This is a genomic window from Flavobacterium sp. FlaQc-30, assembly GCF_044005885.1.
Taxonomy (GTDB): Bacteria; Bacteroidota; Bacteroidia; order Flavobacteriales; family Flavobacteriaceae; genus Flavobacterium.
This window is the reverse complement of sequence record NZ_JBIPCO010000002.1, coordinates 457988-482439: the sequence shown is the minus strand read 5'-3', so window position 1 is coordinate 482439 and position 24452 is coordinate 457988. Positions and strand designations below refer to the sequence as shown.

Below are 24452 nucleotides of genomic sequence, written 5' to 3'. Positions count from 1 at the left end.
AATAATAAGCATTTTTAATCAAAAATCAATTAACCTTTTAAACCTTTAAATCATGGCGGAATCAAAACAACAGCAGACCGCATTAGGAGATGTAGCTGCAAGACAATTAGCAATTGCTACACGTACAGTTCCTCAAATTGGAACTATCAGTCCGCGCTGGCTGACGCATCTTTTACATTGGACTCCCGTAGAATCTGGAGTTTTTCGTTTGAACAAGGTAAAAGATGCCAATCATATACAAGTTGACTGTTCTGCGCGAGACGAAAGGGTTTTACCAAATACCTTTGTTGATTATATCGAGAATCCTCGAGAATATAATCTTGCTGCAGTACAAACTATTGTCGAAGTGCATACTCGTGTTTCTGACTTGTACAGCAAACCTTATAATCAAATTTCTGAGCAGCTTCGACTGGCAATAGAAACGATTAAAGAACGTCAGGAAAGCGAATTAATCAATAATAAAGATTATGGATTGTTGAGTAATGTTGCACCCTCTCAAATTATAAAAACTAGAACGGGCGCACCAACTCCAGACGATTTAGACGAGTTACTGACTAAAGTATGGAAAGAACCTGGTTTTTTCTTGCTGCATCCATTAGCTATTGCTGCTTTTGGACGCGAATGTACACGTCGTGGTGTACCGCCGCCAACTACGTCTTTATTTGGATCTCAATTTTTGACTTGGAGAGGTATTCCGCTGATTCCATCGGATAAACTGCCAATTAAAAACGGAAAATCAAAAATCATTTTATTGCGTACCGGCGAAAGTCGTCAAGGTGTTATCGGTCTTATTCAACCGGGACTACAAGGCGAGCAATCTCCGGGATTATCAGTTCGTTTTATGGGAATAAACGAAAAAGCAATTGCCTCTTATTTGGTATCTCTTTATTGTTCATTAGCCATTTTAGTAGATGATGCGATCGCAGTTTTAGAAGATGTAGAAATAGGCAAATATCATGAGTACAAATACTAACAATAACGGCTTGCCAAACATTGACGATTTACAGCATTTAGCTAACGAATTGTTCAAGGCGCTGCCTAACGAGTTTCCTAAAGAAATCTCGTTAAGTCCAGATCGCAATGAACATCCTCGTGCCGCAAAAGTTGTAGAAACGTTTTTGCAAACTGGCAATTTAGGCAGCGGTGACCCTCCAATTTCATCACAAAGCACAGTAAACGCACCTTCAGCTTTGCCTGTAATTAATGGTTTTGGAGCCTCACCTACAGTTGCAAATTATGGTTCAGGAGCTTCAGCATTATATCCTAATGCCGGAGCAGGATTTGATCCTAATAGCGGCGTTACAACATCGGGAGTTCAGGAAGATTATAATTTAAACCTCAACAATCCGCATACTAGTTTTTATGATACTAATTTGAAAAACGCAGTAACTCCACAATTAAATGAAGAAAGCTTTTTTTCACAGTTGCTCTTAAACAATGAATATCTGCCATTTCAAACAGAAAATTCGTCCTTTGAGACTGAACTAAAAGCAGCTTTAGCATTTGTTGATACACAATTTACAAAACGTGAAGCTTTTCCATTTAATGGAAATGACGCTGTAAATTCGTATTACTTTTTAGATCAAAACCCGTTTGCTTTTGATAAGAGAAATACAAATGCAGTAGTTGGAAATACTTTTGACCACAAAGAAATTAGCGGTTTTACAACTTCTCATTTTGATGCCAATCTGATCAAAAAAGATTTCCCAATTTTAAGCGAAACAGTAAACGGAAAACCATTAGTTTGGTTTGATAATGCGGCTACCACTCAAAAACCAAAATCGGTAATTGAGCGTATTGCTTATTTCTATGAACATGAAAATTCAAACATTCATCGTGCAGCACACGAGTTAGCCGCCAGAGCTTCTGATGCTTATGAAGCAGCTCGTGAAAAGGTAAAAACATTCTTGAATGCCTCTTCGGTAAACGAAATTGTTTTTGTGCGAGGTGCAACAGAAGCTATAAATTTAGTAGCCTGTACTTGGGGGGACCAAAATTTGAGTGCCGGCGATGAAATTATCGTAAGTAATTTAGAACATCACGCCAATATAGTTCCGTGGAAACGACTAGCAGACAAAAAAGGTTTAAAACTTAGAGTAATTCCTGTTGATGACGATGGTCAGATTTTGCTGGATGAATATGCAAAACTGCTAAACTCAAAAACACGTTTGGTTGCTTTTACACAAGTTTCAAACGCACTTGGTACCGTAACTCCTGCTAAAAGAATTACTGAAATGGCGCATGCTGTTGGTGCCAAAGTTCTAATAGACGGCGCACAATCCGTTTCGCACATGAAAGTTGATGTACAGGATTTAAATCCAGATTGGCTCGTATTTTCTGGACATAAGCTTTTTGGTCCAACCGGAATTGGCGCTTTGTATGGTAAAGAAGATTTATTAAATGAAATGCCTCCGTATCAATCTGGCGGAAACATGATTCAGGATGTAACTTTTGAGAAAATAAAATACCACAAAGCTCCTAATCGTTTTGAAGCTGGAACAGGAAATATTGCAGATGCTATTGGTCTTGGCGCAGCAATCGATTATGTTACCAAATTAGGTATCGATGCCATTGGACAATACGAGCATTATTTGCTGGAATACGCAACAAATCTTTTAAAAGAAATTCCGGGCGTACGATTGATTGGAACTGCAAAAGATAAAGCGAGTGTACTCTCTTTTAACTTACAAGGTTACAGCAATGATCAAGTTGGACAGGCTTTAAATAAAGAAGGTGTTGCAGTACGTACCGGTCATCATTGTGCACAGCCTATTTTACGACGAATGGGAGTTGAAACTACAGTTCGTCCTTCATTGGCTTTTTACAATACCACACAAGACGTTGATACTTTTATCAAGACATTGTGGGAACTTAAAAAAGTAAGATTTTAATATAATTAAGAGTAAATGTCTCACGCATCTATTCGACGAGATAATTACTTTTTTTGATATTTTAAGTAATTATATAAAAAGGCGTTCGCCGCGGCGAACGCCTTTTTATATAATAAAGTAAGCTGAATTAATTACTTAAATTCATTCAATGATTTTTCGATTATAACCAGACATTCTTGTATTTGAGTTTCTGTCATTACCAAAGGCGGTGCTAATCTAATTTTATTACCATGAGTTGGTTTTGCAAGCAGTCCGTTATCTCTAAATTTTAGACAAATCTGCCAAGCTAAATCAGAATCTTCATCGCAGTTAATAACAATAGCATTCAAAAGTCCTTTACCGCGAACCAGCGTGATTAAATCATTTCTTTCAGCGATTTCGTTTAATCCCTTTCTTAAAATAATACCTAAACGCTCTGCATTTTCAGCAAGATTTTCTTCTTTTACAACTTCCAAAGCTGCAATTGCAACAGCCGCCGCAACAGGATTTCCTCCAAAAGTAGATCCATGCTGACCCGGTTTAATGACATTCATAATTTCGTCATTACATAAAACAGCCGAAACTGGATAAACTCCGCCAGAAATTGCTTTACCCAAAATCAAAATATCAGGCTGTACATTTTCATGGTGAACCGCTAATAATTTTCCTGTACGCGCAATTCCTGTTTGAACCTCATCGGCAATAAATAAAACATTATGTTTTTCGCACAGTGCTTTTGCTTTTGCTAAATATCCTTCAGACGGTACATAAACACCAGCTTCACCTTGAATTGGCTCTACTAAAAATCCTGCAATAGTTTTTGATGATTCTAAAGCTTTTTCAAGTGCTTCAAGATTATCATATTCAATTTTTATAAATCCATCTGTAAACGGTCCAAAGTTTTTACGAGCCGATTCATCATTAGAAAACGAAATAATTGTAGTTGTTCTTCCGTGAAAATTATTCTCGCAAACAATGATCTGCGCTTGATTTTCTGGAATCCCTTTTACTTCATAAGCCCATTTACGACATACTTTAAGAGCGGTTTCAACAGCTTCTGCACCTGTATTCATTGGTAAAACTTTATCAAAACCAAAATACTTCGTTACAAATTCTTCGTAGTTTCCTAATTTATCATTGTAAAAAGCACGCGAAGTAAGCGTCAATTTTTGAGCTTGATCAACCATTGCTTTCACAATTTTAGGATGACAATGCCCTTGATTTACTGCTGAATATGCCGATAAAAAATCATAATACTTTTTCCCGTCAACATCCCATACATAAACGCCTTCTCCTTTTTCTAAAACCACAGGAAGCGGATGATAATTGTGAGCTCCGTATTTATTCTCTTTCTCGATTAAAATCTCAGATTTTGCCGAAAGTATTTCTTGAGTATTTGCCATGATAATTTCTTTTTTACTTCTGCAAAAGTATAAAAATTATTTATTTTAAATCAAAAACAAGACAATTTAACTTAAAAATAGCTTTTAAAAAACCAAAACATTAATTTTAAAACACATATTAAGTCATTTTGTTTTTATAATTACCCAGACAAATCAGACTTATTTTTATCTTTACAGAAAATAAAAATTTTCGCATGGATATTTTAGATGAGTTTGACGTAAAAATTATCAAAGAATTAGAAAAAGATGGCAGAATAGCTTATTCGACAATTGCTTCTAATTTGAAGATTTCGAATACAATGGTGCATCAACGTATTAATCGTTTATTTGAACAAGGTATAATTGCAGGCATCAAACCTATTTTAAATGAAAAGCAAATTGGCTATGACTGGGCTTCTTTTACTGGAATTACGCTCAATAAAGATTCTGACTCGGAAAGAATTATTGAAGCCTTAAAAGCAATTCCAGAGATCACAGAATGTTATTTTGTAACTGGATCTTTTACGCTTTACCTTAAGATTACCGCAAAAAACCACGAGCACATGCGAAAAATATTATACGAAAAAATCGATAATATACCCGGAATTGCAAAAACAGATTCGATGGTTGAATTAGGATGTGCCTTTAAACGAAATGTATCCTTGTAAAAAAACTAATATGATTTATTCTGCTAAATTGTTACAAACAACACTTCTTTTTTGCTGCATTTCTATGTTTGCTTTTTCTCAAAACCTAAGTAAAAAAGAAATTGCAAAATTGGAGGAAACGGCACAAAAAGTAACCATAATTCGTGATAATTGGGGAATTCCTCATATTTATGGAAAAACGGATGCTGCGGCTGTTTTTGGTTTAATGTATGCACAATGCGAAGATGACTTTAAACGTGTTGAGATGAATTATATCGAAAAACTAGGTCGTCTTTCTGAAATAAAAGGACAATCTGTTTTATATAATGATTTAGAAATAAAACTTTTAATAGATATTAACGAAGCTAAAACCGATTATAAAAATGCCGCTCCATGGCTCAAAAAACTATTGGATAGTTATGCTGATGGAATCAATTTTTACTTATACAAACATCCTGAAGTAAAACCTCTTTTACTAACTCATTTCGAGCCTTGGTTTCCTTTACTTTGGACCGATGGCAGTATTGGTGCAATTAGTACAGCCGATCTTTCAGTAGGAGAATTAAAAGCTTTTTACTCGGGCAGTAATGAAAAAACAGCCTACGTAGAAAGAGAAAAAAATGTACAGACTGGTTCAAATGGATTTGCCTTTGCTCCTTCAAAAACGGCTTCTGGAAATGCTATTCTTTATATTAATCCTCATACTACTTTTTATTTTAGACCCGAAGTACAAGTTTCGAGTGAAGAAGGTTTAAATGCTTATGGCGCCGTGACCTGGGGGCAATTTTTTATCTATCAAGGATTTAATGAAAACTGCGGCTGGATGCACACTTCTTCAAATGTAGATGTTGCCGATATGTATGCGGAAAAAATTATTTTGAAAAAAAATAAACTGTTCTACGAATACGACAAAAAATTAATTCCTGTAATTGAGAAAGAAATCACCATTAAGTATTTAGAAGATGGAAAACTAGTTCCTAAAACATTTAAAACTTATTTTACCAATAATGGTCCAATAATGGCTAAACGAGACGGAAAATGGATAAGTTTAAAATCTAATAACCGATCAATGAATAGTTTAATTCAAAGCTGGGTTAGAACTAAATCAACAGATTTTAACGACTATAAAAAAGCAATGGATTTGAAAGCCAATACTTCCAACAATACTGTTTATGCGGACAGTAAAGGAAATATTGCTTATTGGCATGGAAACTTTATTCCGGTAAGAGATAAAAAACTCAATTGGTCAAAAGTAGTTGACGGATCGATTTCTGCGACACAATGGAAAGGACTGCACGACGTAAATGAAACAGTTCATTTGTATAATCCAACAAATGGCTGGCTCCAGAACTGTAATTCAACACCATACACCGCAGCAGGAACTAACAGTCCAAAAAAAGAAGACTACCCTGCCTATATGGCTCCTGATGGAGAAAATTTTAGGGGAATAAATGCTGTTCGTATTTTTAGCCAAGACAAAAAATACACTTTAGACGAAGTTATTACAGACGGTTACGATTCTAAACTATCTATTTTTGAAATCTTAATTCCTGCTTTAACAGAAGTTTTCGAAAAAAATATAAAACCAACTGATGCAGCCTATATTGAACTTGCTGAACCAATCTCTATTTTAAAAAACTGGGATTATTATGCCAAAGAAAATTCTATAGCAACAACTCTAGCAGTCGAATGGGCATACAAACTAGATCCTATCATTCAAAAAGCTTATGTTAATGAAGGAGAAACTGATCAAGTCGAAAACACTAAAAAATTTGCTAAAAATGCTACTGCAGACCAATTAGTTCCACAATTGCAGGCAGTAGTAAAAGATTTAAAAGCGAAATGGGGAACATGGCAGATTCCGTGGGGAGAAATTAATCGTTTTCAACGTTCTAATGGTGATATTAATTTAAAATACGACGATTCGAAACCAAGTTTACCAATTGCTTATGGCCCCGGTTCTTGGGGAAGTCTTCCTTCTTTTAAAAGCAGTTACCAAAATGGTTCTAAAAAACGTTACGGTTACAATGGCAATAGTTTTGTCTGCGTGGTTGAATTTGGATCAAAGATAAAAGCGAAATCTTTATTAGCAGGAGGAAATAGCGGAGACATAAACTCAAAACATTTTTTTGATCAAGCCCAAATGTATCAAAATGGACAATTTAAAGATGTTTTATTTTATAAAGAGGACGTCGAAAAAAATGCAGAACGTACTTATCATCCAGGAGAATAATCTCTAAAGTCTGCTTTAAATAAACAAACCTCAGAAGAAATGTCTTTTGAGGTTTTTTTTTATTGTAATATTCCTCATATTTGTCTTAAAAATATCATTTTATGAAAATCATACAGCTATTTGTTTTAGGAATTTTACTAAATACTACTCTAATGAATGCACAATTGAAACCAATAAAATATTCTGACGGCAAGCAGGTTTTAAATGGCTTATATATAAAAGCGGCTAAAAAAAGTATCGAAAACCCAAGCATTTTATTGCTTCCAGCATGGCTTGGAATTGATTCTGCTTCTAAAGGAATTGCCGAAAATTTAGCCAAACTGGGCTATAATGTTTTTATAGCTGATATTTATGGCGAAGGAAATGTTCCTAAAAACACTTCTGAAGCTGGAAAACAAGCCGGTTATTATAAAACAAATTATGAAGCATACCAAAAAAGAATTGATATTGCACTTTATGAATTAATAAAATTAGGCGCAAACCAAGACAATATTGCCGCTATTGGGTATTGTTTTGGAGGAACAGGAGTTTTAGAAGCCGCTCGCGGAGGTTTAAAGCTTAAAGGCGTTGCTTCGTTTCATGGAGGTTTAGGAAAAGATGCTTCTAGAAAAACCGAACCAATTACTACTAAAGTTCTTATTTGTCATGGTGCTGATGATCCGTTTGTATCAAAAGATGAAGTGGCATCATTTCAGCAGGAAATGCGCGATTCTAAAGCCGATTGGCAGATGATTTATTATGCAAATTCGGTACACTCGTTTACAAATCCTGAAGCTGGAAACGACAATTCAAAAGGCGCAGCTTATAATCCCGTTGCGGCAAAAAGAGCGTTCGAGCATTTACAGCTTTTTCTAAATGAAGTGCTTAAAAAATAACTGTTAAAACACCAATCAAAAAACCAAAATCAAAACAATTAATACACCAATGTCACACAACAAAATTAGAGAAGACAAAACCTGCTTGAACTGCAGACATGTTGTTGAACAAAAGTTCTGTCCTAACTGCGGACAAGAAAACAGTGATTCCCGTAAAACTTTTCATCATTTATTTATTCATTTCATTGAAGATCTAACACACTATGAAAATGCATTTTGGAAAACCATAAAAAACCTTCTTTTAAAACCTTCAACTTTAACTAAAGAATATCTTTCAGGAAAACGATTATCTTATTTGGCTCCGGTAAGACTTTATATTTTTATAAGTTTTATAACCTTTCTGTTAATAGCTATGTTTCCTATTCATGTAGAAGAAGACACAAGCGAATCTGTAAAAACAAAAAAGGTTCAAAAAGAAATTTCAAAGCAGACAAATTCATTAAAAGAAAATGAAAACGTAAAAGCCTTATTAAATTCTGATTCAGTATCACCAGAAGACAAAAAGGCGATTCAGAATATGCTAGACAATCCAAAATCAAGTGACAATAGTCTTATCAATTTAGGATACAAATCTGTTAAAGAAATCGACTCCATTCAAAAATATGGTTCAAAATCCGAGAAACTTTCTGATTTTAGTTATTGGATAAACAGAAAAATACAAATCATAAAGGATAAAAATACGAATCAAGAACTTTTCAATAAATTCATAGAATCTTTTATACATAACTTACCCAAAGTTTTATTTATTATCATGCCATTTTTCGCTTTCTTTTTATGGATCTTTCATAATAAAAAGCGTTGGTACTATTTTGACCATGGTATATTTACGCTGCATTATTTTTCGTTTTTACTACTGATTTTTCTAGTACTTTTCTCCGTTGGAAAAATAGGAAACGCAATAAACAATTCTTTTCTTTCTATCGTAATTGACTGTTTCACATTTGCAGGAGTCATGTGGGCGTTTTATTATTTTTTCCCGGCGCATCATAGATTTTACGGAGAATCGAGAATTGTATCCTTTACCAAAAGCGTAGTATTATTTTTCATAAATTCATTTTTTATTCTATTTTTACTAATTGCTTTTGCTTTTTACACATTTATCAATTTACACTAATACCAAATGAAAAAAATTGTAGTTTTATTATTAATTGCCTCAGCGTTTTCGTGTAAAAACACCCAATCAGCTGCATCAAAAGACAACTCAGATCCAACGAAATACTTAAACTCGATTTCTGAAAAAGACCTAAAAAAAATGCTGTATGTTGTTGCATCAGATGAAATGCAAGGCCGAGAAACGGGTTCTCCCGGACAAAAAAAGGCTGGATTATATATGATTGAGCAATACAAAAAAAGCGGTGTTTCATTCCCAAAAGGAGCAAAAGATTATTACCAGCATATCCCTGCATCTTTCCTAAATGCAAGACGTAACGAAAACTTACCAGACTCTGAAAACATCTGGGCATATATTGAAGGATCTGAAAAACCAAATGAAGTTTTAGTAATTTCAGCGCATTACGACCACGTAGGCGTTAAAGGTGAAGACATATACAATGGTGCCGATGATGACGGTTCTGGAACTGTTGCGGTTATAGAAATGGCAAAAGCATTTGCAAAAGCAAAAAAACAAGGGCACGGACCAAAACGTTCAATTTTATTCCTTCACGTAACTGGCGAAGAACATGGTTTACATGGTTCACGTTATTACTCTGAAAATCCTTTATTTCCACTTGCCAATACTGTTGCCGATATCAATATTGATATGATTGGTCGTCGTGACGTAGAACATGCTAAAACAAACAATTATGTTTATGTAATTGGTGCTGATCGATTATCATCGGATTTACACAATGCTGTAGTATCTCAAAATGAAAAATACACTAAAGTAGATTTAGATTTTAAATTCAATGACCCAAAAGATCCAAATCATTTCTACGAGCGTTCTGATCATTATAACTTTGCTAAACATGGTATTCCTTCTGTTTTCTTCTTCAATGGAGTTCACGAAGATTACCACGGAAAAGACGACAATCCTGAAAAAATTGAATACGACGCTCTAACTAAAAGAACTAAATTAGCTTTTGTTGTTGCTTGGGATTTAGCAAATAGAGAAAATAGACCTGTAGTTGATAAGAAATAAGGTTCTTATTTTTAAGGCACAAAGGTTCAGAGTTATAAAGGTTCAGAGTTTTTTTCTAACTTTATATCACAAAAAAAGGATAAGCTTAGCTTATCCTTTTTTTGTGATATATATCTTCAAGATTTAAATCTCTACAAATAAAACCTTTGCAACTTTGAACCTATGTCCCTTTGCAACTTCCTCTAGTCATTCATAGAAATCAAAAACTCCTCATTATTTCTTGTTTTTTTGAAACGATCGTTTACAAAATCCATAGATTCTACTGGGTTCATATCTGAAAGATATTTACGCATAATCCACATTCTTTGTAATGTTTTTTCGTCTAATAATAAGTCATCACGACGCGTGCTTGACGAAGTAAGATCGATTGCAGGAAAAATACGTTTGTTAGCAATTTTACGATCTAATTGAAGTTCCATGTTACCAGTTCCTTTGAACTCTTCAAAGATAACCTCATCCATTTTAGAACCTGTTTCTGTCAATGCAGTTGCGATGATACTTAATGATCCTCCATTTTCTACATTTCTAGCCGCTCCAAAGAAACGTTTTGGTTTTTGTAATGCATTTGCATCAACACCTCCACTTAACACTTTTCCAGATGCGGGTTGAACTGTATTATAAGCTCTTGCTAAACGTGTAATCGAATCTAATAAAATTACTACATCGTGACCACATTCTACTAAACGTTTTGCTTTTTCAAGAACGATATTAGCAATTTTCACGTGTTCTTGCGGCTCTCTGTCAAACGTTGAAGCAATTACTTCACCACGAACACTTCTTTGCATATCAGTAACCTCTTCAGGACGCTCATCAATTAAAAGAACAATTAAATAAACCTCAGGATGGTTAGCTGCAATCGCATTTGCAATGTCTTTTAATAACATTGTTTTACCCGTTTTCGGTTGTGCGACTATCATACCACGTTGTCCTTTTCCTATCGGAGAAAACAAATCGATAATACGTGTAGAAACCGAACTTCCTTTTTCAGCTAATTTGAATTTTTCTGAAGGAAAAACCGGTGTCAAATGTTCAAAAGAAACTCTATCACGAACCACTTGCGGATCGTGACCATTGATTTTAAGAACACGAACTAAAGGAAAAAACTTTTCTCCTTCTTTTGGAGGACGAACCACTCCTTTTACAGTATCTCCTGTTTTTAAACCAAACAATCTAATTTGTGAAGTCGATAAATAAATATCATCAGGAGACGCTAAATAATTATAATCTGATGAACGTAAAAATCCGTAACCGTCAGGCATCATTTCAAGAACACCTTCACTTTCTATAATTCCGTCAAATTCAAAATCTGAATCTCTGAAATTATTCTTTTTATTTTTATGATTTTGGTTTGGATTCTGGTTTCCGTTATTCCCGTTTCCATTCCCGCTTTGGTTTGGGTTTTGAGCTGGATTTTGATTTGGGTTGGGATTTTGATTTTTATTCTGATTAGGAACAATCTTTTTTGCTGGGGCAGGAGTTTCAGATTTCTCTGTATTTGCAACAATTGCTGGTGTTTCAGGAGTTTCAGATGTTTCTTCGTTTGAAACTATTTCTTTTGCTGCTTCTTTTTCTTTTTGCAGGGCTACCTTTTTTTCGTAAGCTGATTTATTAAACTTAACTATTTTCGGTGCTTTCTTTTCTGCTGCTTTATTCTCTGCCGTTTTATTTTCTGCTTTTTCTTGAACTTGTACAGTTTCCTTTTTTTCTACCGCCGCAGGAGTTTCAATTTCCTTTGGAGTTTCTTCAATCTTATCAAATTCTAAAACTGGAGCATTTTTACTGACAATTTTTTTTGCCGGAGCAATTCTAGCTCTTTTTGGTTTATCATCAGTTATTTCCTTTTCAACAATAGTTGGTTCCGGCGCCGCTGAAGCCGCCTCTTGGTGCGCTAATATCTGAGTAATCAGTGTATCTTTTTTAACGCCATTAAACTTTATTGTTTTAGCTAACTTAGCTATTTCTTGAAGCTCAGAAAGCTTCATTTCTTTTAATGCAGAAATATCAAACATGAATGTTCTATGAATTTAATTATTTTAAAGGAAAAACTGTAAAAGAATAGGTAGATATATTTAATTCAATTGACCGCAGTATGAAGTGCTTACGGTATTATGATGCAATAATACGAATAAAATTTAATCATACAATAGTATTTTAAAAAAAGAAAATATATTTTTGTAAAACAATTTTAGATCATGATACAACGAATTCAAACCGTATATTTAATTCTTACCTTTTTAGTAACAGGGGTTTTAATGTTTTTTACGCCGCTTTGGACCTTAAATACTGGTAAAGCTTTTTACTTTATGCAAGATCAGCTTTACACTGTTTTACTAGGATTAAGCACAATGCTTAGCATCGTTAGTATCATTTCATACAAGAAAAGACAAAATCAATTTGTAATGGGCAGATTGAACATAATATTAAATTTAATTTTATTAGGATTATTTGTATATCGTTCTCTAAATTTATCTGGAGAGACAGTAAACGCTGTTTCTGAGAAAGGTATTGGGATGTTTCTTCCTATTGTTGCTATCGTGTTATTAGTTTTAGCTAATAAAGCCATCAAAAAGGACGAAGATCTTGTAAAATCTGTAGATCGTTTGAGATAAACCTATAAACTTAATTTTTATGTGCGAAGAGAACCCGAAATTTTATTTCGGGTTTTTTTGTGCTTTTAATTTACCCTTGAACTGATAATTCTAAAACGAAGATCAAAAACAAAGTTGTAAGATATTTTTTTCATAAATTTGTATTCTGTTCCAAAAACCATTATGACAAATAAAATAAGGATTCATCTTGCCGACGATCATCAAGTACTGATTGATGGGCTCACCAATTTACTTCAAACTGTTTCTAATTTTGAAGTTGTAGGAAGCTCATTGAATGGCAGCACTATTTATGAAGATATCTTGCTCGACAAACCAGATATATTAATTCTTGACATCAGTATGCCCGGAAAAGACGGTGTTGAAGTTTTAAAAGAATTCAGTCAAAAAGGATTTCCAGCAAAAGTGATTATTTTATCTAGTTATGATGATTTAAAAATCATAAAAGAAGTAATGAAATTAGGCGCCAAAGGCTATTTGACAAAAAAATGTGCAGGTCAAAATATCATCGAAGCAATTGAAGCTGTTTATCAGGAACAAGAATATTTTTGTGATGCTGTAAGAGAGAAAATATTCAACATTTTTTTTCAAAACAATCCAAAAGTAAACAAAGATGTTTATATCGAAAATCCAATTTTAAGTCCGCGTGAAATTGAAATAATCACGCTGATATGTTTGGAATACAGTGGAAAAGAAATAAGCGAACAACTTTTTATCAGCACAAATACTGTCGAAACGCATCGCAAGAATATCATGAAAAAACTACAGATAAAAAACACAATCGGATTGGTAAAATATGCCTTAAAAAATAATTTAATTAATTCATAATTCAACAAAGACAATAAAAAACTATTAGAAATTTATGCTGTTTATTCGAGTTTTCATATTGATACTGCTCTTTATTTCCAATGGAGACAAAGTCTACGGTCAACAAAATAATCTTTCTGAAAAAACGAATACTGAATTACTGAATGATCCTAACAAAAATACTGTTTCTCCTCAAATTAAACGTGAGCAGTTAAGAAACAAAAAAGTTGTCAGCTTATTTATTGTACTTATCATTATCATTTCCCTCCTATTTTATTTTGTTTATCAAAACAACAAGCTCAAACAAAAAATCAGGAGAAAAGACATTAAACAAAAAATACTCCTTAACGTTATTAATGCAGGAATTGATAGTCAGGAAAACGAACAAAAAAAAATCGCATCGTTTTTACACGACAATATCAACTCACTTTTAACTTCAGCTTCCTTGCATTTAAACGTTTACACCGCTAAATACAATATAACATCTGAAGAAATCAGCAAATCAAAAATGATTTTAGAAGAAGCGCACGATTTATTGCGTGATATGTCTCATGACCTTGTTCCTACTCTTTTAGTACGATTTGGGTTAATTTATGCTTTAGAAGATTTATGCGAAAAAAACACTACGTCAAATGTACGTTTTGAGTTTTCGAGTTCTATTCCAACAGAAAAAAGATATTCCGAGAAATTTGAAATGAAGCTTTACTTCATTGTAACTGAATTATTCAATAATATTATTAAACACAGTGAAGCACAAAAAGCCCAAATTTCATTGCAGGAAAAAAACGAGCACTTTGTAATAATTATTCATGATGACGGAAAAGGTTTTAAAACACTTAAACTAAACCAAATAGAAGGTTTTGGAATTAACCGCATTAGAGCTAGAATCAAAAAATACAAAGGCAGTTTTTCTATCGCCTCAAAAGAAAATAATGGAACCACAATTAAAATCCAAATTCCATTATCTCATTAAAAAAATTACTTTTTACCAATTTCTATAATCTCAAGATCCTTTATTTTGTCATCATCGATTACAAAACGCAGCATTGTTCTCATTTGATGAAATCCACTTTTACCAGCAGCACCAGGATTCATATGCAGTAAATTATTCTTCTTGTCAAACATTACCTTTAAAATATGCGAATGTCCGCAAATAAATAATTTTGGCGGATTCTCAGCCATTTCTTCCCTAATATTGGGATTGTATTTTCCGGGATAACCACCAATATGGGTTATCCAAACAGAAACATTTTCACACAAAAACCGATTGTGCAGCGGAAATTCTAATCTTGCTTTTGCATCATCAATATTACCATACACACAGCGCAGAGGTTTCAGCTTTTTGATCGTGTCAGTTACATTCAAATCTCCAATATCTCCAGCGTGCCACACTTCGTCTGCCTGAGCCACATATTTTAAAATTGTATCATCAATATGACTGTGAGTATCTGAAAGCAAAAGGATTTTTTTCATATTTTTTTAAAGAGGGGCGAAGGTTCTGAGAGGCAAAGGTACAAAGGTTTTTTTAAAGGGACTAAGGTTCTGAGAGGCTAAGATTCTGAGGATTTTCTTTATCAGGTTCGAAAATTTTTCTTTTAATTTTAAAATAAAAAATCCGATTAGCGAAAGCCAATCGGATTTATATCCTAAAAGGTTTTTAAAACCTGTTAGGTATTTATTCATTACTATTTTTTAGAGGTTTGATTTTTCACATCCTTTGCCTCTTTCGTATCCATCATTTCCATAAGCTTCATTCCTAATAAACCACTAATAGATCCATCAGAACCAGCATTTCCTGAAATTAGAACATCTGGAATTACTTTGATGTTTCCTTTACCAATTTCCTCTGTTACTTTGTAGCGGGTAAAATTATCACCTCCCATTGCGGTAACTTGTAATTGATATGATTCTGCAGTCGATTTACCAATTGCCATGATTTTCTCTGCTTCAGCAAGACCCGTTTTTGAAATTCGCTCCGCTTCTGCACTTGCATTTAGTTTGGTTGCTTCTGCCTGTGCTCCTGCTCTGGCTTTGGTTGCTTCTGCTTCAGCATTTGCGCGCATTTTCGTAGCTTCTGCTTCGGCGTTTACATTTAGTTTTAAACTAGTTGCATCACCTTCTGCTTTTTTTACCGTTGCATCGGCAGTACGTTGTGCGATTTCAACACTTTGTGATGCTCTAACTATTTCTTTCTGCATATCAGCAATTGCAGTTTCTTTTTCCATTCCCTGACGCTGCTCTTGCGCCATTCTTTGGGTTTGATATGTTTTTTGCTCTTCCTCGGCCAGTTTTCTATCGGTTAACGTTTTCATTAATGAATCTGGCGGAACAATATCTCCAATCAAAGTATCAACCGCATTTACGTTGTACTCGTCAAGTACTAATTTAATGTGATTTTTTGCCGATTCCTGACGTTCTTTTCTGGTTGTTAAAAACGAAATCACATCGCTATCCTGAGCCGAGTTTCTAAAGTAGTTACCAATTGTGGGTTCTAACACTTGAGAAACTAAATTGTTCATGCTTCCAAATCGAGCAATAACTTTTGGTGCTTCGGCAGCGGGAACGTGAATGATTTGCGCTACATCCAAATTGAAAGGGAAACCATCTTTTGAACGAACTGTAATTGTCGAAAGATTTTTATCCAAGTCATGCGATTCACTGCGTGCGTTAGCCCAGTTTAATACTAAATTCGTTGTTGGAACTGGCTCTAGTTTGGTTGTGTATTTATTCAGAGCGTATTTTCCAGGTCCAAAAGGCTCCATCCAAACACCTCTTTGCCCTTTTGAAACAATATTTCCATGTTTAAAAGTATCGCCTGTAACGTCCTGTCCATCTTCTCCAATATAAGAAATCACAACTCCAACATATCCAATTGGCACATCAGTCATTGGATTTTGTTCGATCAAAATTCCCCACGTATTAATATAATACGAACCCGCCAGCATAACCTGAGGCTGCAAACCACGATTTCCGCCATGCTCTAAAAACTTATCAAAATCCTGAAAATTATTATGATCGTTCACAAACTTACCTGCAATTTGTCCTTGCGGAATAGGCTCTCCATCAAGCGCCGTTACAATACCAATCATGTTTTCGTAAATCTTGATTTGATCAGCGATAATAATTTCGAACAAAAAAGTATTTATACGATACGATCCCGTTGTAATAAAAGCGGTTTGACGTCCTTTTTGTCCGCCATTATTCAAGAATGCTGTCGCATCCTGAAAATTGTCACTTTCGACTTTTCTGGCTAAGATTCTTCCGGTTGGAATTTCTTTTCCATCTTTACTTAAAACCAAACCAATTTTTCCTTCTGGAATAATGGTAAATCCCGTCATATCGATTGAATACTGCCAAATCCACATTCCCCAATACAAACCCGGAGCTAATGTTTGTGCCTGATAACCAGCCTCGCCTTTTGTAGCAATGATTCGACCGTCTGGCAATGATTTGTCTGCGCCAAACAAAACAAATTTCTTGGTTACTAAACCAATTTTATCCTCTGGAACAATGACCATTCCGAAGAAAACGCGCAAAATAAATTTGTAAAATACAATGGCGAATAAGATTAAAATTATCCACCAATAAGAAGTAATTTCATTCATAGTTTTTTGATATTTAGACTACAAACATAAGCGAAATATTTCCTGTTAAAATGAAATATTTTCAAAAATTAACATTTAGTTATTTCATCTAAAAAACTCGCAAAAAAAGACTTTTTTAAATCGTTGGAATTGTCAATTTCTGACACGATTTTTCACTGAACAAACTATGATTGGTATTTTTGGGTTTAACGCTTTTTAACAGGTCCAAAGGCTCAAAGAGGCAGAGGTTCAAAGGTTTTTCATTACTGATTTTTTATTATTCTGCCGATTAACAAATTTTCAAAATAATTTAAAAAATATATTCTAATCTAAAACTAGACGCACTGCAGTGCGTCTCTACAGAAAAAACTCTGAACCTCTGCCTCTTTGAACCTTTGAACCTATAAAGAAAAAAATCTTTGTACCTTTGCACCTCAGTCCCGAAACTTCGGGACTGCACCTTAAAATGAGATATTTTATTCAATTTGCTTATAACGGAACACATTATCATGGCTGGCAAATTCAGCCCAACGCCTCATCTGTTCAGGAAACTTTAAATAAAGCGCTTTCAGTTTTACTAAATTCGCGCATCGTTTTAATGGGCGCTGGACGAACTGATACTGGTGTTCACGCTGAGGAAATGTATGCGCATTTTGATTACGATTCTGATATTGACAGCAAAATTCTGGTTCATAAGCTTAATTCGTATTTACCAAAAGACATTGCCATTTTTAATCTGATTCAAGTTCACGATGATGCGCATTGCAGATTTGATGCTACAAAAAGAACTTATGAATACCACATAAACACTGTTAAAAATCCATTTTTGCAGGAGTTAAGCTGGTACTTTAATCAAAAATTAGATGTAGCTTTGATGAATGAGGCGGCGAAAATTTTGCTGCAGCATACCGATTTCCAATGTTTCTCAAAAGTACATACAGATGTAAACACCTTTGATTGCACAATTTTTGAGGCGTATTGGAAAGTTGAAAACAATAAATTAATTTTTACAATATCGGCCAATCGTTTTTTACGGAATATGGTTCGCGCAATCGTGGGAACTTTAGTCAATATTGGTTTACATAAAATTACACTGGCAGATCTTGAAAATATTATTGCCAGTAAAAACAGAGAAAAAGCAGGTTTTTCAGTTCCTGCACATGGTTTATATTTAACCAAAATTTATTACGACTATTTATAGCTATAGGCTTTAAGCTGTAAGCATTAAGCTCTAAACTTTGTGCCTACAGCCTAAAGCTTATAGCTTAAAGCATAAAAAATGAAAGCAAAAGCATTTGATACCGGATTATTCAAACGAATTCTAAAATATACCAAGCCTTATAAATGGCGCTACTACGGCGTTATTATTTTTGCAATTTCATTATCGATTTTTGCAGCGCTTCGACCTTATTTACTAAAACAAACGGTCGACGGCTATATCGCAACTCATGACAAGCAAGGTTTACTGCTATATATTATTTTAATGGGAGTGGTTTTACTGATGGAAGTTTTCTCTCAGTTTTACTTTGTATATTGGGCCAACTGGCTTGGACAGGATATTGTAAAAGACATTCGTACAAAACTTTTCAAACACATCTTGAGTTTTAGAATGAAATATTTTGATTTGGTTCCAGTAGGACAATTGGTGACCAGATCTGTTTCAGATATTGAATCGATTGCTCGAATTTTCAGCCAAGGTTTGTTTATGATTATAAGCGATTTGATGAAAATGCTGGTGGTTTTGATTTTTATGTTTTATATGAACTGGAAACTAACTTGGATTGTTGTTGTAGCAATGCCAATTCTTGTTTACATCACTAGAATTTTTCAGCGTAAAATGCAGGTTGCTTTCGAGGAAGTGCGAACGCAAATTGCAAACATGAACTCATTCGTACAGGAACGTGTTACGGGAATGAAAATCGTACAGCTTTTTAACCGTGAAAAAATCGAAGCCGAAAATTTCAAAGAAATCAACAATAAGCATAGAGTTGCTTGGATTAAAACCATTTTATACAACTCGATATTTTTCCCTATTGCCGATATTATCTCTTCAATTACTTTAGGATTAGTGGTGGTTTACGGTGGTTTTAAAATTTTAAATGGAGATCATTTCACCACGTTTGGAGATTTATTTTCTTATACGATGTTTATCGGAATGTTGTTTAATCCGTTGAGACAGATTGCTGATAAATTTAATGAGATGCAATTAGGAATGATTGCTGCCAATCGTGTTTTTGATGTTATAGACACACAAGATCATATTCAGGATACAGGAACTCTTGAAGCTCCAGTATTTGAAGGAAGCATAGAATTCAAACAAGTTCGTTTTAGTTATATTCCCGAAGAAGAAGTTATTAAAGGAATTGACTTATCTGTGAATGCGGGACAAACAATTGCCATTGTTGGTTCTACAGGTGCAGGAAAATCGACTATTATTAATTTACTGAATCGCTTTTATGAAATTAACAGCGGCAGCATTTTTATTGATGGTCACAATATCGAAAATTATACTTTGGCTTCTTTACGAAAACAAATTGCGGTTGTACTCCAAGATGTCTTTTTGTTTGCCGATACGATTTACAATAATATTACACTGCATAATCCAGAAATCAGTCGTGAACAGGTTTTAGAAGCTGCAAAAAAAATTGGCGTTCATGACTTTATTATGAGTCTGCCTGACAATTATGATTTTGATGTTAAAGAACGAGGTGTAATGCTTTCGTCTGGACAAAGACAGCTTATTGCTTTTTTGCGTTCGTACGTAAGCAACCCAAGTATTTTGATTTTAGATGAAGCCACTTCGTCGATCGATACTTATTCAGAAGAATTAATTCAGCGCGCTACAGAAACGATTACAAAAGGAAGAACTTCAATTATTATCGCACACCGATTGGCAACAATTGTTAATGCAGATAAAATTGTGGTTATGGATAAAGGGTTAATCGTAGAACAAGGAACACATCAAGAATTACTCACTAAAACCGATGGCTATTATAAAAACTTATATGACTCACAATTTGCAGTTGCAAATTAGGTTTTAAACAATACAATACTTTTTTGAAATTTAAATACAATACCACTTCCCGTCGTGCCTTTTTAATTTATGTAATTATCTCTATACTAATTACCGTTACTTCTGTTTACGTACTTAGTAAATTGATTACAGATCTTACAGAACAAGCAAGTGAAGATATGGCGCAGCGCAGCTTTTATAAAAAGCAGGAATTCATGTCGCAGGAATTTTCAAAATTTCTAGAACAGGAAAACCAAATAAAACATATTCTAAACATAAGTAATTCTAGTAATTTATCGACAAACTTAAAAGTTTTGTCTTCATTGCAAGCCACAAATGCAATGATTACGAACAACTGGTTTCAAATTAATGACGACAAAATTCAATTTGGAATTACTTTTCCTTCTGACGAAAGGAAGAAGGAAGCTGCAGATTTTATTCTTAAAAACAAAGATGCAAATCATGTAAGTACAGTTATATTTCAAAATAAACAATGGCTTTGGAGAATTTATTTCAAACTAACTTCAAAAAATACCGTTGTTCGTTATGGGTATGACATTAATTTAAAGAACCTCCACGCCTACTTGTCTACTATCGACAAAACAGTTTCTAATTATGCTTTTGTATTTGATAAAACTGGTGCTTGTATTTTTCACCCAGACTTAAAATTTGTTGGAAAAAATATATTTGATGTTTCTTCTGTTAAACCTTCAGATACTATTTTCAGCAAGAAAAAAGATTTCGTAAAAAGAATTACAATGTCCGAGTTTTTAAAACTTGATGTAATCCGATTTACAAAAAAATTAGATATTAAAGGTTCTCGATGGTTTGTATCTGTTAATTCTCCTAAAATTTTTGAAGTCGAAAATGTATCCCTAATCAAAAAATACTCGACTTGGATTTATTCGATTACAACTGTAATGCTTTTATTGATTTTCTACATCTTCTCTTATGCAAACAGACGTGCTTATAAGGAAAAAGAAATTGTCGAAAATGAAAAGAACAAACTGCTTGTCGAGAATGAGAAAATTATAAAAGAAAAAGCGCTTACTCAGCTGCAACAATTAAAGGAACAAATAAATCCTCATTTTTTATTCAATTCGCTCAATTCACTGTATATGTTAATTAGCAGCGATGTAAAAACTGCACAAAAGTTTACACTGAACTTATCACGTATTTATCGTTATTTAATAGATCCGCCAGAAAAAAACATTGTTCCGCTAAAGCAGGAATTATTGTTTATTGAAAAATATATCTTTTTACAGCAAACCCGTTTTAAGGAAGAATTGTTCTTTTCGATTCAAATCGAAGACCAAGAAGCCTTAGAAAAATTTATTCCGTATCTGGCTCTTCAAGTTGTGATTGAGAATGCAATTAAGCATAATAAAGCGACGCAGGAAACACCGTTAAAAACTCAAATTCTGATTCAGAAAGATCAAGTAATTATTACGAACAATCTCCAAAAAAAGGCCGACAGCGAGCCCGGAACCAAGTTTGGACTAAATTATCTGAACAGTATTTATCAATTTTACTCGAAAACCAATTTTGAAACCTCAGAAAAAGAGGGCAATTTTGTTTGTATCCTGCCATTAATACACATTCACTCCTAAAATAAAGCCACTCACTCCCTTTTGTTTTTTTTTCGAGCTAAAATCAAATAGCTTCGGCGGAAAATTAACTTAAACTTAACATCAAAATGAAGGAAAAGGCATTCCTGCATAATTTAAAATTATTCTGCTTACTAGTTCTACTTTTATTTGTTCCCGTTACTGTTCTTGCTCAGAAGAAAAAGAAAAAAGAAACGGATACCGAAATTGCAAAAGATTCTACTGATTCAAAAAAAGCAAAGAAATATGGTGACCTTATCAAAAAAGGAACCCTTAAAAAAGGTCTGTTTAATATTATTCAGGTTAAAACCGATGTTTATTTTGAAATTCAGGATAGTTTATTTAAAAGAGAATTTCTAGTTGTAAACAAATTATCTCAAGTTCCATTTCAGGTTAATGAAGCTGGATTAAACAAAGGGATGAATTATGAAAACAAAATAATTACCTTTTATAAAGATACAATTGCAAAGAAGGTTTGGGTAAAATCATATGTCCCAAAAGTTTCTTCTCCTAAAGAAGACGCTATTACAGCATCAGTAATCGACAATTTCTCTGAATCAATTATTGAAGTTTTTGATATTGAAACTAAAAATAACGATTCGACTGCGGTTGTAATTAAGGTAAATAAAATTTTTGACGGTAAGCAAAAAAGCTTCAATGATGTTTTGAGCAACATTGGTTTTGGAGGTTCTGTAAAATCTGACTTATCTTATATTGAAAGTTTAAAATCATTTCCTAAAAACATTGTTGTAAAATCACAGTTAACGACTTCTGTAAGCGAAGGCGGACCAGCTTTATCTGTAACTCTTGGTGTAACAAGCAATATTGTTTTGTTGGATAAAACACCTATGAAACCACGTTTTTCTGATAGACGAATTGGTTATTTCACTGAAAAACATTGGTACTTTGCTGATGCCCAGCAGTCAATGCTCGAAAAAGAACTTATTACACGCTGGCGTTTGGAACCTAAAAAAGAAGATGAAGAACGTTATTTAAAAGGTGAACTGGTTGAACCTAAAAAGCAAATTGTTTATTATATCGATCCTTCGACTCCAAAACAATGGAGAAATTATATTATTGACGGTGTTCACGACTGGCAGGTTGCTTTTGAAAAAGCTGGATTTAAAAATGCTATTATTGCAAAAGAACCTACTGAAAAGGATTTAGATTTTGATATAGATGATGTACGTTATTCTGTAATTACATATGCAGCATCGCCAAAATCAAACGCAATGGGACCATCTGTTGTTGACCCAAGAAGCGGTGAAATTCTAGAAGCTGATATTATATGGTGGCATAATGTAATGACGTCTTTACAAAGCTGGATGCGTATACAAACTGGTCCAATTGACCCAAAAGCCAGAGGAAACAAATTTAGCGATGAACTTATGGGAGAAGCTATTCGATTTGTATCATCACATGAAGTTGGTCATACTTTTGGACTTAAACATAATATGGGATCTTCTTTTGCTTATGATGTTGAATCTTTGCGTTCTAAAGATTTTACTGCAAAAATGGGCGGTACCGCACCATCTATTATGGATTATGCTCGTTACAATTATGTGGCACAGCCAGAAGATAATGTTACTGTAATTACTCCAAAAATTGGTGAATATGATAAATATGCTATCGAATGGGGTTACAGATGGTATAATGTGAATGAAAATGAAACTTTAAAATTAAACGAATTAATTGCCAAACATCAAAATGATCCGATTTACTTTTATGGCGAACAGCAAGAAAATATAATCGATCCGCGTTCACAATCTGAAGACTTAGGAAATGACGCTGTAAAAGCGAGCGAATATGGTTTAAAAAATCTAAAACGTGTAGTCGATAATATCTTAAACTGGACGTACGACAAAGATCGCACGTATTACGAAACTGGTAAACTTTATATTGGAACTATTGGTCAATGGCAATTATACAATCGCCATGTGTTAAATAATATTGGCGGAGTTTATCTAAATGAAACTGTTCACGGAGATAACAAACAAAGTTACATTCCAGTTTCGGCAGTAATGCAAAAAAGAGCAGCCGATTATTTGATCAAAAATGTACTTACAATTCCACAATGGTTATTCTTTAACGATATTTTAGACAAAACAAATCCGCTTAAAGATTCTCCTGTAGGACCTTACGAATACACGCCTTATACTTTATCAAGAGAATTGCAGTACGGTATTTTATACGATTTGTTTAGTGATGATCGTTTACTTCGAATAACAGAAAACGAATTGTACCAACGAAATAAAACCACTGAGAAGGTATTTACCGTAAATGATTTATTTAAAAAGATACATCAAAGTGTATTTGCAGGAACAATACAAGGTAAATCGCTGACAATTCTAGAGCGTATGACGCAAAAGAACTATGTAGATGTTTTGATTGTTTCTACAAATAAAATATTTGAAAAAACAGATGGTAAAAAAATAATCGACATTCAGGAAACACTAAATATGCCGCATTTATGCAATTATTTAGAAGATTCGAAAATGGTTCGGAATATCAATCAGACTTCTTTAAAAAGAGTTACAGAAGTTACCTCTGATAAAAAAGGAGAATTGAATACAGTCTTAAAATTACTAAAACTGAAAAAGAATATTGGAGATCAATCGACTCAAAATCATTATACCGATTTAATTCAAAGAATCGAAAAAGCGCTAAACAACACAATCAATTAATATACAA

The 24452-nt window shown here is 33.8% G+C and carries 18 protein-coding genes; 14 read left to right on the top strand and 4 right to left on the bottom strand.

Annotated features, from left to right (window positions below; genetic code table 11):
• The first annotated feature begins 52 nt into the window (after positions 1-52).
• Entirely contained in the window at positions 53-973 is a 921-nt protein-coding gene (locus tag ACHRV0_RS07325; protein WP_129024792.1) for a family 2A encapsulin nanocompartment shell protein, read from the top strand.
• Complete coding sequence (locus tag ACHRV0_RS07320; protein ID WP_395440376.1) at positions 957-2891, top strand: family 2A encapsulin nanocompartment cargo protein cysteine desulfurase; 1935 nt, start codon at positions 957-959, stop codon at positions 2889-2891. Before ACHRV0_RS07325 ends, ACHRV0_RS07320 begins: the two co-directional genes overlap by 17 nt.
• A gap of 131 nt (positions 2892-3022) precedes the next feature.
• On the opposite strand, the gene rocD is transcribed toward ACHRV0_RS07320, so the two are convergent.
• Positions 3023-4273, bottom strand: coding sequence for an ornithine--oxo-acid transaminase (gene rocD, locus ACHRV0_RS07315; RefSeq protein WP_395440375.1), 1251 nt, complete (start codon positions 4271-4273; stop codon positions 3023-3025).
• Between the two features lie 194 nt (positions 4274-4467).
• On the opposite strand from rocD, the gene ACHRV0_RS07310 reads away from it, so the two are divergent.
• The 5 genes from ACHRV0_RS07310 (at position 4468) to ACHRV0_RS07290 (ending at position 10144) form a co-directional block, all read left to right on the top strand.
• Positions 4468-4920: an Lrp/AsnC family transcriptional regulator gene (locus ACHRV0_RS07310; RefSeq protein WP_089053257.1), complete on the top strand. Its 453-nt coding sequence runs from the start codon at positions 4468-4470 to the stop codon at positions 4918-4920.
• Between the two features lie 10 nt (positions 4921-4930).
• The gene (locus ACHRV0_RS07305) at positions 4931-7132 is read left to right on the top strand and encodes a penicillin acylase family protein (protein ID WP_395440374.1); all 2202 of its coding nucleotides are present in this window, start codon (positions 4931-4933) and stop codon (positions 7130-7132) included.
• 101 nt (positions 7133-7233) lie between these two features.
• Positions 7234-8007, top strand: a complete 774-nt coding sequence (locus tag ACHRV0_RS07300; protein ID WP_395440373.1) for a dienelactone hydrolase family protein — start codon at positions 7234-7236, stop codon at positions 8005-8007.
• A 49-nt stretch (positions 8008-8056) separates the two neighbouring features.
• Complete coding sequence (locus ACHRV0_RS07295; protein ID WP_395440372.1) at positions 8057-9121, top strand: DUF3667 domain-containing protein; 1065 nt, start codon at positions 8057-8059, stop codon at positions 9119-9121.
• Positions 9122-9127: 6 nt separating this feature from the next.
• Positions 9128-10144: a M28 family peptidase gene (locus tag ACHRV0_RS07290; protein ID WP_395440371.1), complete on the top strand. Its 1017-nt coding sequence runs from the start codon at positions 9128-9130 to the stop codon at positions 10142-10144.
• A 182-nt stretch (positions 10145-10326) separates the two neighbouring features.
• Here ACHRV0_RS07290 and rho read toward each other — a convergent pair whose 3' ends face one another.
• A complete protein-coding gene (gene rho, locus ACHRV0_RS07285) occupies positions 10327-12153 on the bottom strand; it encodes a transcription termination factor Rho (RefSeq protein ID WP_395440370.1) in 1827 nt (608 codons plus the stop codon).
• 183 nt (positions 12154-12336) lie between these two features.
• Here rho and ACHRV0_RS07280 point away from each other — a divergent pair, with 183 nt between their 5' ends.
• The 3 genes from ACHRV0_RS07280 (at position 12337) to ACHRV0_RS07270 (ending at position 14530) form a co-directional block, all read left to right on the top strand.
• Entirely contained in the window at positions 12337-12753 is a 417-nt protein-coding gene (locus ACHRV0_RS07280) for a DUF4293 domain-containing protein (RefSeq protein WP_089053251.1), read from the top strand.
• A 162-nt stretch (positions 12754-12915) separates the two neighbouring features.
• Positions 12916-13578, top strand: coding sequence for a response regulator transcription factor (locus ACHRV0_RS07275; protein ID WP_089053250.1), 663 nt, complete (start codon positions 12916-12918; stop codon positions 13576-13578).
• A gap of 34 nt (positions 13579-13612) precedes the next feature.
• Positions 13613-14530, top strand: a complete 918-nt coding sequence (locus ACHRV0_RS07270; protein WP_395440369.1) for a sensor histidine kinase — start codon at positions 13613-13615, stop codon at positions 14528-14530.
• Between the two features lie 5 nt (positions 14531-14535).
• On the opposite strand, the gene ACHRV0_RS07265 is transcribed toward ACHRV0_RS07270, so the two are convergent.
• A complete protein-coding gene (locus ACHRV0_RS07265; protein WP_129024068.1) occupies positions 14536-15030 on the bottom strand; it encodes a metallophosphoesterase in 495 nt (164 codons plus the stop codon).
• A gap of 212 nt (positions 15031-15242) precedes the next feature.
• Positions 15243-17162, bottom strand: a complete 1920-nt coding sequence (locus ACHRV0_RS07260) for an SPFH domain-containing protein (RefSeq protein WP_089053247.1) — start codon at positions 17160-17162, stop codon at positions 15243-15245.
• A gap of 445 nt (positions 17163-17607) precedes the next feature.
• Here ACHRV0_RS07260 and truA point away from each other — a divergent pair, with 445 nt between their 5' ends.
• From truA to ACHRV0_RS07240, 4 genes are all read left to right on the top strand, one after another.
• Complete coding sequence (gene truA / locus ACHRV0_RS07255; protein ID WP_395440368.1) at positions 17608-18342, top strand: tRNA pseudouridine(38-40) synthase TruA; 735 nt, start codon at positions 17608-17610, stop codon at positions 18340-18342.
• A gap of 78 nt (positions 18343-18420) precedes the next feature.
• Entirely contained in the window at positions 18421-20175 is a 1755-nt protein-coding gene (locus tag ACHRV0_RS07250; RefSeq protein WP_395440367.1) for an ABC transporter ATP-binding protein, read from the top strand.
• Positions 20176-20198: 23 nt separating this feature from the next.
• On the top strand, positions 20199-21764 hold the full coding sequence (locus ACHRV0_RS07245; protein ID WP_395440366.1) for a sensor histidine kinase: 1566 nt from the start codon (positions 20199-20201) through the stop codon (positions 21762-21764).
• 86 nt (positions 21765-21850) lie between these two features.
• On the top strand, positions 21851-24445 hold the full coding sequence (locus ACHRV0_RS07240; protein WP_395440365.1) for a zinc-dependent metalloprotease: 2595 nt from the start codon (positions 21851-21853) through the stop codon (positions 24443-24445).
• The last annotated feature ends 7 nt before the right edge of the window (positions 24446-24452 follow it).